This is a genomic window from Mesorhizobium sp. BR-1-1-10, assembly GCF_020165595.1.
In the GTDB taxonomy this organism is placed as follows: domain Bacteria; phylum Pseudomonadota; class Alphaproteobacteria; order Rhizobiales; family Rhizobiaceae; genus Mesorhizobium; species Mesorhizobium australicum.
Genome location: NZ_JAIUIL010000001.1, coordinates 389,825 through 405,489, shown reverse-complemented (window position 1 = coordinate 405,489; position 15,665 = coordinate 389,825). Strand labels below are relative to the sequence as shown.

Annotated in this window: 12 protein-coding genes; 5 read left to right on the top strand and 7 right to left on the bottom strand. The window is 60.5% G+C overall.

From position 1 onward, the window contains the following. Positions 1 to 14: 14 nt before the first annotated feature. Positions 15 to 1,112, top strand: a complete 1,098-nt coding sequence (locus LB555_RS01810; RefSeq protein WP_140877315.1) for a mandelate racemase/muconate lactonizing enzyme family protein — start codon at positions 15 to 17, stop codon at positions 1,110 to 1,112. Between the two features lie 527 nt (positions 1,113 to 1,639). Then, positions 1,640 to 1,819, top strand: coding sequence for a hypothetical protein (locus LB555_RS01805; protein WP_140877317.1), 180 nt, complete (start codon positions 1,640 to 1,642; stop codon positions 1,817 to 1,819). 329 nt (positions 1,820 to 2,148) lie between these two features. Here the strand turns inward: LB555_RS01805 and LB555_RS01800 are convergent, their stop codons facing one another. From LB555_RS01800 to LB555_RS01770, 7 genes are all read right to left on the bottom strand, one after another. Next, positions 2,149 to 4,263 carry a sensor histidine kinase gene (locus LB555_RS01800; protein WP_224682182.1) on the bottom strand — a complete coding sequence of 705 codons (2,115 nt, stop codon included), beginning with the start codon at positions 4,261 to 4,263 and terminating at the stop codon, positions 2,149 to 2,151. An 83-nt stretch (positions 4,264 to 4,346) separates the two neighbouring features. Further along, on the bottom strand, positions 4,347 to 5,243 hold the full coding sequence (locus tag LB555_RS01795) for a carbohydrate ABC transporter permease (protein WP_140877319.1): 897 nt from the start codon (positions 5,241 to 5,243) through the stop codon (positions 4,347 to 4,349). Position 5,244: 1 nt separating this feature from the next. Further along, positions 5,245 to 6,180, bottom strand: coding sequence for a carbohydrate ABC transporter permease (locus tag LB555_RS01790; RefSeq protein ID WP_140877321.1), 936 nt, complete (start codon positions 6,178 to 6,180; stop codon positions 5,245 to 5,247). Positions 6,181 to 6,368: 188 nt separating this feature from the next. Beyond that, positions 6,369 to 7,697, bottom strand: a complete 1,329-nt coding sequence (locus LB555_RS01785; RefSeq protein WP_140877323.1) for an ABC transporter substrate-binding protein — start codon at positions 7,695 to 7,697, stop codon at positions 6,369 to 6,371. A gap of 39 nt (positions 7,698 to 7,736) precedes the next feature. Then, a complete protein-coding gene (locus tag LB555_RS01780) occupies positions 7,737 to 8,792 on the bottom strand; it encodes an ABC transporter ATP-binding protein (RefSeq protein ID WP_140877325.1) in 1,056 nt (351 codons plus the stop codon). A gap of 632 nt (positions 8,793 to 9,424) precedes the next feature. Continuing rightward, positions 9,425 to 10,162: an SDR family NAD(P)-dependent oxidoreductase gene (locus LB555_RS01775; RefSeq protein ID WP_140877327.1), complete on the bottom strand. Its 738-nt coding sequence runs from the start codon at positions 10,160 to 10,162 to the stop codon at positions 9,425 to 9,427. Continuing rightward, entirely contained in the window at positions 10,149 to 11,495 is a 1,347-nt protein-coding gene (locus tag LB555_RS01770) for a family 1 glycosylhydrolase (RefSeq protein WP_140877329.1), read from the bottom strand. The genes LB555_RS01775 and LB555_RS01770 overlap by 14 nt, the downstream gene beginning before the upstream one ends. A gap of 491 nt (positions 11,496 to 11,986) precedes the next feature. Here LB555_RS01770 and LB555_RS01765 point away from each other — a divergent pair, with 491 nt between their 5' ends. From LB555_RS01765 to LB555_RS01750, 3 genes are all read left to right on the top strand, one after another. Beyond that, positions 11,987 to 13,144 (top strand): hypothetical protein, encoded by a 1,158-nt coding sequence (locus tag LB555_RS01765; protein WP_140877331.1) that lies wholly within the window; start codon positions 11,987 to 11,989, stop codon positions 13,142 to 13,144. A gap of 900 nt (positions 13,145 to 14,044) precedes the next feature. Next, a complete protein-coding gene (locus LB555_RS29460; RefSeq protein WP_140877333.1) occupies positions 14,045 to 14,251 on the top strand; it encodes a DUF2188 domain-containing protein in 207 nt (68 codons plus the stop codon). Positions 14,252 to 14,545: 294 nt separating this feature from the next. After that, a complete protein-coding gene (locus LB555_RS01750) occupies positions 14,546 to 15,604 on the top strand; it encodes a PAS domain-containing protein (RefSeq protein ID WP_140877335.1) in 1,059 nt (352 codons plus the stop codon). Positions 15,605 to 15,665 lie beyond the last annotated feature (61 nt).

Here is a 15,665-nt window from a genome sequence, read left to right as displayed (position 1 = left end):
ATGAGGACTCCGATGTGAGCAGCACGGCAATCCAGGACGTCGAGACACGGCTGTTCCGTGTGCCACTGCGCGAAGAGATGAGCGATGCCAAGCACGGCGCCCACACACATTTCGAACTGGTGACCGTGACCGTTCGGCTTACTGATGGCAGCGAGGGTACCGGCTATACCTACACGGGCGGCAAGGGCGGCCATGCCATCCGCGCCCTCATCGAGCGTGATCTGACGCCCTTTTTGCTTGGGCGCGAGGCCGCTGACATCGATGCGATCTACGACGGCATGTTGTGGCATATTCACTATGTCGGGCGTGGCGGCATCGCTTCCTTTGCAATTTCGGCGGTCGATATAGCTTTGTGGGATCTCAAGGGCCTGCGGACGGGCATTCCGCTCTGGAAGATGGCAGGCGGAGCAGGCCGAACTGCGAAGGTGTATCGCGGCGGCATCGACCTGAATCTCACCCTTGATCAGCTCCTGTCCAACATCGAATCTTATCTCCAGGCAGGCTTCACGGCAGTGAAGATCAAGGTCGGTAAGGACAACCTTGCCGAAGATCTTGCCCGCGTGAAAGCCGTCCGGGAGCGTATCGGACCTGATACGCCGTTGATGGTGGATGCGAACTACGCGCTGGATGTTCCGCGCGCGATCGAAGCGGCAAAGGCGTTCGCGCCCTATGACATATTATGGTTCGAGGAGCCTATCATTCCAGACGACTATGAAGGTTACGCGACCATCGCGCACGCAACTGGCATGCCACTCGCGATGGGAGAGAATCTGCACGTGATTGAGGAGTTCGAGCACGCCTTTGCGTGGTCGAGGCTGTCCTATATCCAACCGGATGCCTCGAATTGCGGTGGCGTCACCGGCTGGCTGCGGGTCGCTCACCGTTCACGCAAGGCCGGGGTGCCGGTGTGCAGCCACGGCATGCAGGAACTGCACGTCAGCCTCGTCGCCGGCCAGGAGAACGCCGGGTGGGTCGAAGCGCACAGTTTTGACATCGACTCCTATACGACCAGGCCCTTGGTGCTTCATGGCGGGCTAGCAGTGGCACCCGACGAGGCGGGCGTGGGTGTGGTGTTCGACTGGGAAAAATTATCGGCAGCCAACGCCGCTTAGTTGGGCGTAGGTGAACGCTTCCCGTAGCAATTGCAGTTGGCGCTAGTGCGGACCTGCGCGTTCACGTAATATGCAGGCGCCTTAATGCGGGCGATATTGCCTTCGCGGCGGACCTGATTCCGCTCGGCCGGCGCCAACCCGCCACCCAGCTCCCACCCGGCGCCGGCCACTTCGATACCCTCAGGCACGGCCCGGCTGTCCGCCCGCCTTCACCAAGTCACATCGCCAAGGACGCTTTTCAAAGAGCGGGCGGAAAGCAGGAATTCTCCAGCTTCATCAACGACAAGGACCGTCTCCAGGTTGAACCAGAGCTCCTGTTCCGACAGGCTGGAACACTGACACCGGGCCGCCTCGTGCCGAAGACGTGTAGCGCGACCGCAAAGCAGGCCACCAGCGAAGTCGGCGACCGCACAACCAGCCTTGTTAAGTCAGAGCAAAGGGGCACCTCGAAACTTAGGCGGCAAAAAACTCGCCGTCGCGATCCGGCCAAAACTCCGATATGCTCAGCGCAAAGCGTTGGGGGTGAGATGGACCCGATCAAGAGCCTAGTCGTGGTGCGGGATGACATAATCGCCGCGATCCTTCGCCTCGAAGCAATCCCGGAAGACGACAAGCATTATGGTTTCGCTCTTCAAGAGCGCGGCTATTTGAAGAGCGTGGTTATTAAGATCGAGGCCGACATTCGCATATTACGAGAAGCGCTATAGATGCCGACTGAATCCCTTCAGGGTGGCACGATTCGCATCTCGCACCCAGCAAGCTTGCAAGAACCATGAACTTCAACGGATCCTGGCGACCAGATCGAAGTCGGCGTGACGCTCTCTTCAATCGTTCGTACCTTTACCGGCGTTGTTTGACTTGTCCGCGATCTGAGCGACCGCAACCTTGGCCCCGACGCGGTCGTCAATTCATCCGGCGGGCCGTTGGCAATCGGGGATGCTTCGCATTGGGCGGTTGACCGGACCATGCGCAAGACGGGTTGATATTTCGCGGCGAATGTTCCTGCGCGGCTGGAAGAGCTTCGCTGGGAAGATCTCTACATTTCGCCTCCGTGGGTGTCGTCGTTGTCCACCGCGGGATTAACCTCAGACGCAGCATTCATTCGCATGGTGCAGACCAGTCCCGATTTGTGGAACTTCAGTGTGACGCGTCCGGACGTGCCGGACGCAAACACGCGCTCGAGGAGCTGCGTGCCGAATCCCTTTCGCTCGATCGGCTCGACGGGCGGACCTCCCCGTTCGCGCCATTCCAGATCGAGCCAGCGATGCTGTTTTTGACCAACAAGCTTCCAATGAATGGACACCGTGCCGGTTTCGTTCGACAGTGCTCCATACTTGAGCGCATTCGTCGTAAGCTCATGAAAAGCCAGAGCGGCCGAGAGAGCGACGTTCGGTGATAGCCAGACCGACTCGCCGTTAACCCTGAAGCGGTCGATCGGTGCGTGTGAGCTGACGGATGTGGCAATCAGATCCCTGACGTCGGCGCCACTCCAGTTCTGCTGAATAAGCAGATCGTTGGCCTTGGCTAGCGAGACGAGACGGCTGGAGAGCGTGCGTCCAGCTTCAGGCAGACTTGTGGCGTTGCGAAGTGTCTGGGCGGCAATGGACTGAACCACGGCAAGGATATTCTTCACGCGATGGTTCAGCTCATTGGTCAGCAATTTGAGCTGCTCCTCGCCGCGTTTGCGTTCCGTTATGTCGAGGCTGATTTGAACGGCCCCAATAATGCCGCCACCGGGGTTGCGGATTGGACGTGCGCTGGAAAGCAGAAGGCGCTCGACACCTGATGGCAACGTGTAGACGAACTCTTCGTGATCCGTCAGCTGCCCGCGCATGGCGCGGCTAAGAGGGCGGTCTTCGCGGCTCACTATGTGCCCGTCCTTGACGGCCACCGTGTCGATAACATGGTCGGGGCTGCCGAAGGATTTGTGCGCGTCGGTTGGCAGGCCCATGAGTTCTGCCGCGAAGCGGTTGCGGATGACCTGAAGAGCCTTCGGATCATAGGTAAACCAGACTGCCGCCGGCGCTGTCTCCAACACCGCCTCCAACTCGTAGCGCCGTTCGGCGATCGCCCGCTCTGCATTCACCATCGCCTGGGCGATCGCAGCGAACTCCGTAACCGAGGTCGGCAAGGCTTCGACGCTGCGGCCGTGACCCAACGCTTCGGCCCGTGTCGCCAGTTCAGCGGTGGCCCGGGTGAATCCCTTGCCGACGAAATATCCCAGAGCAACCGAAACAAGTAGCGACAGGAGACCTATCCCGCAGATCGCCGCCAGCGAGCGCCAGAGCGGCGCCTGCGCTGCTGCAAGCGGCACGTTTGCTGTGTAAAACCAATCAGAGTCCGGAGACCTGTAGTAGCCCGCCAGCAGCGTCTCCCCTTCGAAGTTGCGTGACGTGAATGAGCCCGAGCGCCCGACTATCTTTTCCACGTATTCGGGCAATCCGCGCTTTCCGGTCCATTCGTCGTGCAACCTGGAACGTGCAACGTAGTTTCCGTCGCGATCTCCCACGCCCACAGTCCATCCTTGCGGGACCGCCGGCATCAAAACATCGCGGATCCGGGCAGTCGGCACAGAAAGCGTAAGAAGCAGGTCCTCCCCCTTCGGGGCGGGCACCCGAATGGCAACCGCCACGCGGTATTCGCCCGAGCCCTTGTCGCTGAAGACATCGCTGACGAAAACACCGGAACGGCTGAGTTTCTCGCGCTCGACAGAAGCTATAGGTGCGACGGACGGCAAGGCGGCACCGTAGCCTATTTCGGTGTTCATCAGCTGATTGCCGCCAAGATCGCGCAGGACGATCGTCCGGTCCGTCCCGTGGACAAGATCGAGCGCCTCCCGGTGAAAGGCTTGCAGATCGCCACTGGCGAGCGCGGCGGATTTGGACAGGCCGTCGAGGATGGTTTGGAGATTTGCCAGCTCGCCCTCTACAACGAGCGACACCTGGCGAGCCGTTTGCACGGCATCCTGCTCAAAACGGTATCGTTCATGCAGGGCATATTGGGCCAGCAGATAGCCGGCAAACAGCCACACCGGGACAACTGCGGCGGCGGTCAAAGCAAGCAGATGCGATCGAACTGATCGACGAGGCAAGTCCATATCCCGTGCCGGCTCAGGAACCCTCAACCATAATCGGCGGGCGACGAACAGCAAGCGTTAGTTCGAGCGAATATAATGCTTCCGGTGCGCCGTGGCGCACGCGATAAGGTGCCATGGCCGCCGGTCACTGCCGTGGGTTACTCTTTGACCGCCCCGGTCATTGACGACACGTAGTGCTCGACGAAGAAGGAATAAAGGATCACCACCGGCAGCGAGCCGATCAGGGCGCCAGCCATAAGCGAACCCCATTCGTAAACGTCGGAGCGGACCAGCTCGGTCAGCACGCCCACCGGCACGGTCTTATTCTCGGACGACTGGATGAACGTGAGGGCGTAGATGAACTCATTCCACGACAGCGTGAAGGCGAAGATACCCGCCGAGATCAGCCCTGGTACGGACAGCGGCAGCACGATCTTGGTTAGCACTTGCCAGCGGCTGGCGCCGTCGATGAGGGCGCACTCCTCCAGTTCGAAGGGAATGGAACGGAAATAGCCCATCAGCAACCAGGTGCAGAAAGGCACCAGGAAAGTCGGATAAGTCAGGATCAAGGCAAAGGGCGTGTCATAAAGCCCGAGATTAAACACCATCACCGACAGCGGAATAAATAGGATGGACGGTGGGACCAGATAGGCGAGGAACACGGCCAGCCCGACCTGGCGCGAGCCGGAAAAGCGCAGTCGCTCGATCGCATACGCAGCCAACACCGCGGCGACAAGCGACAGCACGGTAGCGGCGACCGCAATGATCGTCGTGTTGAGCAGCCAGCCGGGATAGGAGGTCTCGAAAAGCAGGTAGCGGATGTTCTGCAAGGTCGGGTGGACGACCCAGAACGGGCTCGATGTATCGTAACTCGTCATTTCTGCGTTGGGTTTGATCGCGGTGATCGTCATCCAGTAAAAGGGAAAGAGCAGCACGATGACAAAAATGGCCAGTGGGACATAGATCGTGACCACGCGACGCGGCAGGCTTTGCAGATAGCTCATGCCACCTTCGTCGCCACCGGCTGCATTGGCCTTGGGGTCGCGCAGAGCCATCTCAATCTCCGCCGCCTTGCTGCCATCTGCGTCGCTGCAGGCCGAAATAGCTGAACAGGATCGCGCCCAGCAGGAACGGGATCATCGCCACAGCGATGGCTGCGCCTTCGCCGAGCTGCCCGCCCGAAATGCCACGTTGGAAAGAAAGCGTCGCCATGAGATGTGTGGCGTTCACCGGGCCGCCGCGCGTCAGCACATAGATGAGCTGGAAATCGGTGAAGGTGAACAGCACCGAAAAGGTCATGGTGATGGCGATGATCGGCGTCAGCAGCGGCAAGGTGACATAGCGAAACAGCTGCCATCGACCGGCGCCGTCCAGCGTGGCGGCTTCGTAGAGTGATTGCGGGATCGTCTGCAGGCCGGCAAGCAGCGTTATGGCGACGAAGGGAATGCCGCGCCAGACATTAGCGGCGATCACCGAAGCGCGCGCGTTTTGCGGATCGCCAAGGAAGTTGATGTTGTGGTCGATGAGGCCCATCTGCTTGAGGGCCCAGGAGATGATCGAGAATTGCGAATCGTAGATCCACCAGAAGGCGATCGCCGACAGCACCGTCGGCACCACCCAGGGAAGAAGCACCACGGCGCGGAAAAACGATTTGAACGGCAGGTTCTCGTTGAGCAGCAACGCCAGCCAAAGGCCGAGGGCGAACTTCAGGACAGACGCGCTCACCGTGTAGAGAAGCGTGTTGAACACGGACAGCCAGAACACGCTGTCGTTCCAGAGGTATTCATAGTTCTCCAGGCCGATGAAGACGCCCGGCCTGCCAATGCGGGCGTCGGTAAAGCCGAGCCAGACGCCGAGCCCCAGCGGATAGGTCAGAAAGACCAGCAGCAGCACCACTGTCGGCAGCATAAAGCCAAAGCTAAGCAGACCACGGCTTTCGGCAATGCGCGACAAGAAGGAGGGGTGGGGCGGGGCGGCGGTTGTCACGGCCATGAAACGCTCCTGTGGCGGGTCTCGAGTTGCAGCAGTCCTTCGACTTTCGTGGACTGCAGGCGCGCGGGCCCATTGGTCCGCGCTCTCTCCTTGTGGGCGCGTGCCTTTCGGCGGCACGTCGCGACGCCTGCTGGGCTCGACCGAAAAACAAAGCGTCTTCCCCCCGCGAATGGAAGAAGACGTCCAGACTACACCCGGTAATACCTGTTGGCGCGCTTTTCGGCCTCTTCCATTGCCTCCTGCGGTGTCGCCCGACCAGTCACCGCCTTGGCGAACATGTCGACCAGCACGTAGTCGGCCATGGTCGCGGCGGACGCGTAGCCGAGCGGCCCTGCGTAGCCGTTGTTGCGCAGCGTCGCTGACGCCTTGGCATAGGGCGCATAGTTTGGATCGGCCTTCCAGATCGGATTGTCGTCGTAGGCCTTCAAGGTCTGGCAGCAATAGCCGGAAGAGCCCTTGATCCATTCCGACATCTGCGGTTCCTCGAACATGAACTGCAGATAGGCCTTGGCCGCGTTGGGATAGGGCGTGTAGTTGAAGATCACCGCCGAAGTGACCTGGTAAAGCTCCACCGCCTTGCCGACCGGACCGATCGGCAAGCTGGCCGTGCGGATGTCCTTGGCCATTTCAGCCAGCTTGGGATCCTTGTCCTTGTTGATCCTGGCTGTTTCATAGGCCGAGATACCGTTGGCGATGACCGACAACTCGCCGGCCAGGAAGGCACGATTGTTGTTCACATCGAGCCAACTTTCGGTGCCTGGGATAAAGGTCTTGTAGAGGGCCTGGGCATATTCGATCGCCTTCAGCGTCTCGGGACTGTTGATCACCACCTTGCTGTTCTCGTCGACCATCTTGCCGCCATGGCTCCATAAGAGCCAGTGGGCGTAATTGTTGCCGTCGCCGACGCCATGGCCATGGGTGAAGCCGGCTGGGTGGCCTTTGGCTTGCACAGCCTTGCACAATTCGAGGAAGCTGTCGGTGTCCTTCGGGAACTCGGAAAAGCCGGCCTCCTTAACCCAGCTCTCGCGGTAGACGATGGCGTTGCCTATGGTAGCTAGCGGCAGCCCAATGAACTTACCGTTCTTGGTGGCGTAGCTCTTGGGGCCCTCGTGCCAGCCGCCATATTTCTTGCCCAGATAATCTCCGAGATCGGTCACATCGAGGAGCTTGTCGGGATATTGGAAGGGATCGTCGAACCAGACGAACATCAGGTCGGGACCCGAGCCGACATTGGCGGCGACCGCCGCCTTGGGACGAATGTCCTCCCAGCTCTCCTTGTCGACGCGCACCTCGACACCGGTGGCATCGGTGAATTTCTTCGTCTGCGCCAGCCAGGCGTTCTCATCGCCCTGGACAAAGGGTGACCAGCGAAGGAGCCTGAGCTTGGCGCCCTTTTCGGGCGTGTATTTCGGCCCATCCTGGGCAAAGGCTGACGTGCCAAGCAGCCGGCTACCGATTGCTCCGGCAGCCGCAGCACCGGCGCTGGTGCGGATCACGTCTCTTCTGGTGTATCTCATGGCCATTTCCTCCTGTTTGATTGACTGACCTCGACATATTCAAAGCCGGCGACCCGTATCTGCGTCAAAGAGATGGACCAGGCTTGGCTCGGCGGCGAGCCTGACGGTTTGGCCCGGCTGAAACGGGTGGCGCTCTCGAAAATTCGCGACGATCTCTTCGCCGCCGGGCGCGCGGCCGATGATCTGCAACTCCGACCCGGTCGGTTCGATGACGGATATGGTGACGGGAAAGCCCTGGTCGCAGAGGCGCAGATGCTCTGGCCGGATGCCAAGCACCACTCGACCTCCATTCAGGCCTTTCGGCGTCTGCGGCAAGGGTACGGCGACGCCGGAGCTGCCTTCAAAGCCGCCGGCGCCAATGCGCCCTGTCAGCATGTTCATGGCTGGAGAGCCAATGAACATCGCGACGAAAAGATTGTCCGGGCGGTCATAAAGGTCGAGCGGACGTCCGATCTGCTCCACATTGCCGTCATGCATGACGACGATCTTGTCGGCCATCGTCATCGCCTCGATCTGGTCGTGAGTGACATAGACCGTCGTTGTCTTCAGGCGCTGGTGCAGTTCCTTGATCTCTGCGCGCATCTGCACGCGCAGCTTGGCATCGAGATTGGAGAGGGGCTCGTCGAACAAAAACACCTGCGGGTCGCGAACGATCGCCCGGCCCATGGCCACGCGCTGCCGCTGCCCGCCGGAAAGCTGCCGGGGATAGCGTGACAGAAGCGGCGTGAGGTTGAGAATTTCCGCGGCACGCGCAACCTTGGCATCGCTCTCCCGCTTGGAGACACGCTTCAACATCAGGGAGAACGCCATGTTCTCACGCACCGTCATATGTGGATAGAGCGCGTAGTTCTGGAACACCATGGCAATGTCGCGCTCCTTGGGGGCGACCGCGTTGACAACGCGCCCACCAATGGCGATCTCGCCGCGCGTGATGCCTTCCAGGCCCGCAATCATGCGCAAAAGCGTCGACTTCCCACAGCCCGACGGGCCGACCAGCGTGACGAACTCGCCGTCTTCTATTTCGATGCCGACGCCATGCAGAATCTCGGCGGCGCCGAAGGACTTATAGACATCGCGGATCGCAACGGACGCCATCGATTTCCTCCCGAGCGATGAGACGCCTGCAGGAAGACGTCCACTTCACATACGCAGCTTTCGGTCTTGCTGCGCCCTCCATCTGAAGTGGTAGCGCTACCAGCAGTGCGTGTAAAGCACAGCCGGATCTTCCCCGGACTGAGTGATCTAGATCGGATTTCCAATATTTCTCGAGGCACTCGGCCGCTCGGGACAAGCGCAGCATTCCATCGGACATCGCGGCCTCATCCTTGTGCAATTCCGATTCTCCAAGTATCGCCGAACGAGGCGGCGGCTAGGGGGGCCGCTGATGGTCGGCGACAAGTTGGTTCGGCCGGCGAGGCTCGACTCCTAACTAGGGCACTCGCGGTCAACTGCTAGAGCCCGGTCGTCCTCATCCATGCCGCCCGTCTCCTTCGCCGCATTGGTCCGCATCGCCGCCGCTGCCGGAGCGCTTGCGCGGTGGAATCTGCGCTGCCCAGCTTGGCGCAAAATTCTTGAGCCTTTCTCCAGCCGAACCAGTGACAATGTGATTGTCTTCGATCCCCGGAGCGCGGAATCGTTCCCTGCCGAGGCACGCGCTGTCGACGCCGGTGCGGGTGATCCGTGCGCGACTTGGCCTTAGCAGTGCCGCAGCAATACCGCTTGCACGTCTAGAGCCGTGCCAACCGGCCGCCATCCACGTTGAGCGCCGCGCCGTTGACAAAGGCGGCGTCGTCTGAAGCCAGGAAAGCGGCGGCCGCGGCAATCTGCTCCGGCTTGCCCACATCTTCCGGGCTGATGGATTCGACGCCTGATTTGATGTTCGGATTTTCCCAAAGCATCGGTGTGTCGATGGCCCCTGGCAGGATAGCATTGGCGCGTATGCCACGCGCCCGGCCTTCGACCGCAGTGGACCGGGTGAGCGACAGTAGGGCCGCTTTTGCCGCAGCGTAGGGGGCAACGTGCGGCGTCGTTTCAAGCGCGTGCACGCTCGAGATGTTCACGATCGAGCCGCCATGGGTCATGTGCGCGAATGCCTCACGCGTGAAATGGACTGCCCCCAGCAAGTCCACACTCAGCACCTTCAGCCAGTCGGCGCTGGTGAACGCCTCGATGGGCTTGAACATTATCAGGCCGGCGTTGTTGACGACGATGTCCAACCTGCCAAATCGCGCGAGGGCCAGTTGACAGCACTGCCCGACGGCAATCTCGTCTGAAACGTCGCAAACCGAGACGGCGGTGTCCAGCGCGCCGGCTTTTCGGACTGCCTGTGCGGCCGCCTGCGCACTGCCTTCATCCAGGTCGGCGATGATAATCCGGGCGCCTTCGGCGCCCAAGCGGGTCGCGATGGCCAGCCCAATGCCGCTTGCGGCGCCAGTCACAATCGCGCTCTTGTCAGCCAGGCGCATCGGGTTTCACCTTGTCTTTGGAGGGTTCCAGCGGTTCGGCCCCAGCCTCGGCGATCCGGTCCACATGCAAAAGGTCCCGCGCATAGTCCTGTTGCGCCCGAACACTTGGGTCGTCCTGCTCGGACGGCAAAAAGACGGGCAAAGCGAGGCAGACACTTTGGGTGGCCAGCAGCTTGTTCCAGTTGGCGATGAGCGCCTTATATGCGGTTCCCACCGCCCTGGGGTTGCGGTCCAGATCATAGAGGCCGACCGCATTGACCCTTCCGTTGTTCTCGCGCAGCGCGCTATCCCAGTCCACCTGATCGGTGAGCGAGTACCAAGTGAAGCCCACGATTGGTATGCCGTCGTTGCGGATCCTAAGCACGTTAGCCCACTCCTTCCACAACCAGTAAACGGCTTCGTCCCCGTTCGGCCCTTCGCGGATGTTTGTCTCTGTATGCATCACAGGCAGGCGGTAACGGTTGAAATACTGGCGCGTAATTTCGTCATAGCCGAACACCTCGCCGGAAGCCGACGTGGTTCCGTCTGCCCAAACCCGATGCTCGTTGGTCTGATAATAGTCAGTGCCCATCACGCAATGCCTGCGCAAATGATTTTCCAGGAAAAAGCTGTACTCCTGCGCGGTCATCCCGTTTTCGAGCAGGTAGCGATAAGTGCGCGCGTCGACGTCATGCCCGTAATTGAGGTCGAGCGATAGGAAACGCTGGCTATTGAAGCGCTCCGCCTTGCCGATGGCCGCGGGGGAGTCGGCGTGAAAGTACTCCGAGGACTCGCTTTGAATGAAGATAGCGTCGGGCCTCGCTTGCAGGATTGCCCGCATCGCCACCACGTTGCCCTTCACGATATGCTTGAGGGCGGTGACGAAGGCGGTGTCGGTGCTCAGTTGCTCGTTCCACCAACCCCAGCGCGCTGAAAAGGTGGCGCAGATGAACATCTCATTGACCGGCGTGTAGAGCTGGATCCAAGGAAAGCGGGTTGCGAAGTCGTGCGCATAACGTTCAAACAGCCGTGGAAAATCCGGGTTCTGGAAATTGCCCACCCAGTCTGGAACGCCGAAATGGCAGAGGTCGACGATCGGAAGAACATCCCTGGCCTTCAGGTCAGCGAAGGTCTCATCGGCGAAGGTCCAGTCATAGTGTCCGTCGCCCAACCAGGTCTTGTGAATTGGAGGCCCGTAGCGGAGAAAGCGAAGACCCAGTTCCTGCAGCAGCTCGAAGTCGGTGCGCCATTGCTGGTAGAAGCGACATTTCTCCATTTCGTCGACCCGCTCCCGTCCTCCACTGATCGTGGGAGCGCTGTTTTCAATGCCGGTGGCAAAGACGAAATTGAACATCAAAGGTCCTGAGCAGCCAAGCTGCAGCAATTTCGTAACGTCCAGCTTGCAACGCAGTTCCGGGCCGGCAGGTCAGCACGACTTTTGGCGATACGCGACTACGGTACCGAACGGACGGCGGGTCTCGCCAGCTATATGCGGGACCTGCGTGTTCAGTTCCTGCCGTTCGAGCCCGGGTGAAGCGGATTGCCGCCGAAGGTGATTGCGTCACATATCCACGCGACGAGATCGCCAGGCGATGTGGGATTGCGATCGTTGATTTTTCCGCCTGGATGGACGGGCGCCAAGGGGGAATGCCAAGCGAGGCAGGCATTTATAGGACGAATCTCCCGTTCGTTCGAATGATGGCAACTGAGGAACCACCAGTTAGGTTCCAACTGATGCTTTGGCGCGCGCGGTGGTGTTTCGCTCGCTTCGCGCTTTTGCTCGGCACCGGAAATTTCGACAGGTGGAGATGCAATGCGGTGAGGCTGCAGTCTCGAGGTTCAGCGATGGGTCATGTGCAGAGCACGAGGGCGAATTGTCTCCTCGATGCGTTCAGCTCGATTGGACGATGGACTTCTTTTTTGCCGCACGAGACGCGCGGAAGGCGGGCGGAGGCCATCGTCACCCTCTTTCCGTTATGCCTTGTTTTGCTGTTCGCATCTCCGGCACACAGTCAGCGCGCGCCTGACGCCTCAGCGCCTCTCCCAGCCAGCGACAGTTCGTCCGATGCATTTACGGACAACGTCGATGTCGGCAAAGAGCCCGGCAAGGCAACGGCAGGGGCATTCGGATCCCACGCAGTTGGAGAGCTGGTGCCCAGCGAAGCACAGGCACCCGACGCAGAGGCACAAACGCCGCCAGGCGAAAATCAGGAGATGTTACGACGCGAATTGGATGCCGCACGAGCGGAGCTAGCCAAGCAAGCACAAGTTCTAAAAGAGCAGCAGCGAAAGGACGAAGCCCTTTCGCTCGATCTGCAGACGGCGCAGCGCGCCATCGAAAGCTTCAGGGCCGAAGCCACTCTCTGGGGCGGTGACAAGCCCGCCGCCGGTGCAGCCCAGCCCTCCAAGGACGTCCCCGAGACTGCTGTGACGCAAGCTCTTGACGACGAACGGCACAAGGTTGAGCTCTTGGGACAAGAGCTCACAACGGCTCACCGAACCATCGAGGCCCTCAAGACAGCCGCAAATGCGGCCGCCGTCGAGCTGGCCAACGCCAATAAGAACCGTGAGACGGCCGAAGCAGGTCTACGGCAAACTGGAGAAGCGCTCGAGCTGGAACGCAACCGAGCCGATTCAGCTGCCCGTGACCTCGACGTAGTTCGCAAGGAGCGCGACGCTTCAAGCCGGACCTCGGTCGGGTTAAGCGCGGCGTTCGAAGAAGAACGTGAACGGGCGACCGGTCTAGCCCTGAGCCTCAGTGCCGCGCGCGAGGCAATCGACGACCTCGCAACCAGGAACCGGCCTGCGGCTGCAGCGCGCTCGCGAATGATCCATAAGCCGGCAGGTGTGGTTGCACGTGCACCACCCAGATCAGGTGTTGAACCGAGGCGCAAACCGCGCTCGCGAGAAAAACAGAAACAGGCTGCTGTCTTGGGCCCGCTCTCTCTTCCCCTCGCATTGCTGCCGACCCGACCACCGAAAGGACTCGACCCGCGCCAGTGAACAGACGTGGAGCCGAATGTATGCCGAGGTCAACATAGCAATGAAACAGTACGTCGCCGCCGCCCTGATGATCGGGATTGGAATCGGACCTGCCTACGCTCTCGACAAAGGGGTAGGCGCCAGCGTCGGCGGAATCGGAGTCGGCGCCGGAGTAAACGCGGGTTCGCAAGGCGCAACGGTCGGGGTGGGAGCGAGCGTCGGCGATGCAGGGGGATCACATGTCGGAGCTTCGGTTGGCGCGGCCAAGGGAGCAGTCGGCGTTGGCGTTGGTGCCAGCGGCAGTGTCCGCAACGCAGGCGCAGGCGTTTCGACCAGTATTGGTTCAGGCGACGATTCGGCGGTCGACGACGGGTCGCCTCCCGCTAGCGGCAGTCCAGCCACCACACCCAAAGGAACGGCTGGTCCCACCGCCGCTGCGTCCGCCAGGAGTGGTAAGCAATCGATTGCCTTGCCACCAATTCTTAAGCCTTCCATATCTGCTGACGGCGGCTTCACCGACGGCTATCCTGTCAAGCCTCAGAGACCCCTGAGAGCGAAGCCCGGTATACCAGCTGCTGTTGTGCAAGCCTGCCGCTCCGCGATCACGTCCGCCGCCACACCGCTTGGCGCCGTCCGCGTCAGGGCGTTAAGCGCAGGATTGTTGCGTCGACGTGGGGGTACACTCACGGCACCAATCAAGGTTCAAATAGATTATGCAAGGCAAGGGGGCGTCGAGGTTCGGCAGGCCGACGTCGATTGTCGACTGGACATGGCGGGCAGGGTCACGGCGATAAAATGAGAACTGGTTGGCCAGTTCGAACGCCGCGCCGTTCGGCTGCCTGGGAACTATACCGTCATCTTGCGAGCTTGTTGCAAGCCAGTGAACATCGTGATTTCTAAGCGATCATCGGGGGGCGGGCCATGGGGCATGTCAGGTATTTCATTTCAAAGACCGGTGACCAATGGCTGGTCCGGTTTGACGGTAAGGACTATCCCTATTCAGCGCATTCGGAGGCCGTGCGTGCGGCTGTCAAGGCAGCCAGCAGTGCCTCGGCCACTGGCTACGATGCAGAGGTATTGGTTCAAGGCGTCGATGGGAAGTGGCGAACGGAATGGCCCATCGATTGAGTGGGAACGCCCTGATGAGCGTCCTGCGCCGGCTGTACTGTGCGTTGGCGCTCATCTGTTCGCACTTTGCGCGCGCGCCTTTGGGGCGACCAACATAGGTACCCTCTTGGCACACGCCGGCGATGTTGGTCTCCGGTAGGTTGCACATTTCAGCTGGCCCATAGGCCCCGGCTGCCTCGCCTCAAGTAATTCGAAGAACCGATTGCGCGGCTTTACAGTCCGGTTCGAAACATCACATTGGAAACCTTGTAGGAAGTCGGGCGTTATCGCTGACCTCTCTCAAATGAGCAAAGAGTGCCTGAGAACGCCAAATCATCGTCAGCCCTCCATGGCGACGCGCCGGCCGCAGCAGCCACCACCGCATGGGCGGATCGCAAGGAGCTGGCATCGGCGGCGTTCGAGCGCACGCGCATGCCCATCGTCATCACCGATGCCCGGCAGCCCGACAATCCCATTGTGCTCGCCAACCGGGCCTTCCTGGATCTGACCGGCTATACATCCGATGAAGTCCTGGGGCGAAATTGCCGCTTCCTACAAGGGGAGGGAACATCACCCGCGGCCGTTGCTGAAATTCGAGCGGCGATAGAGCGTGAACGCGAGACCAATGTAGAGATACTGAACTTCCGCAAGGATGGTTCGCCGTTCTGGAACCAGCTCCATCTGAGCCCCATCAAGGACGATGAAGGCGCCCTCCTTTACTACTTCGCGTCGCAGATCGACGTTACGAAACATCGCATGATCCAGAGCCTGGAGGCGGCGGAGCACCGCCTCCTCATGGAGGTCGATCATCGCGCAAAGAACGTTCTAGCGGTTGTCGATGGTATCGTTCGGCTGAGCAAGGCAGACAATGCATCGCTCTATGCCGCGGCCGTTCAACGACGGATCCACGCTCTGGCAGTCGCACACGCTTTATTGGCCGAGCGCGGCTGGCGCGATGTGCCGCTGGACGAAATCGTCTCCAGGCAAGTCGCCCAGTTTGCGTCTGGCAGGACGGCAATGAGCGGTCCTGAAGTACTGATCCCGGCGGTGGTCGTTCAACCACTGGCTCTCGTGGCCCATGAATTGATCGTCAACGCCGCCACCCATGGAGCTCTCGCCCAGGATACGGGGCGGTTGGAGGTCAGCTGGCATGGGACGGGCCACCATGGCGGCTTTAACCTGCGGTGGGAGGAACGCGGGAGATGTAAAGCTGGATCTCCGCCAGGGGCGCCCGGCTTCGGGACGACCATGGTCAATGCGATTGTCCAGAAGCAGCTTCAGGGTGAGATCCTGCGGGATTGGACATCGGACGGTTTGAAAATCAGCATAAGCATCCCGGGAGCAGCTGCCGTTTCGACAGCCAAGGGTGCCTGAGACGCTCGTTGATCTGGCACTCCCATTTTCCATAGCTGCATCGCAGGCCGGCCCCCGCTAG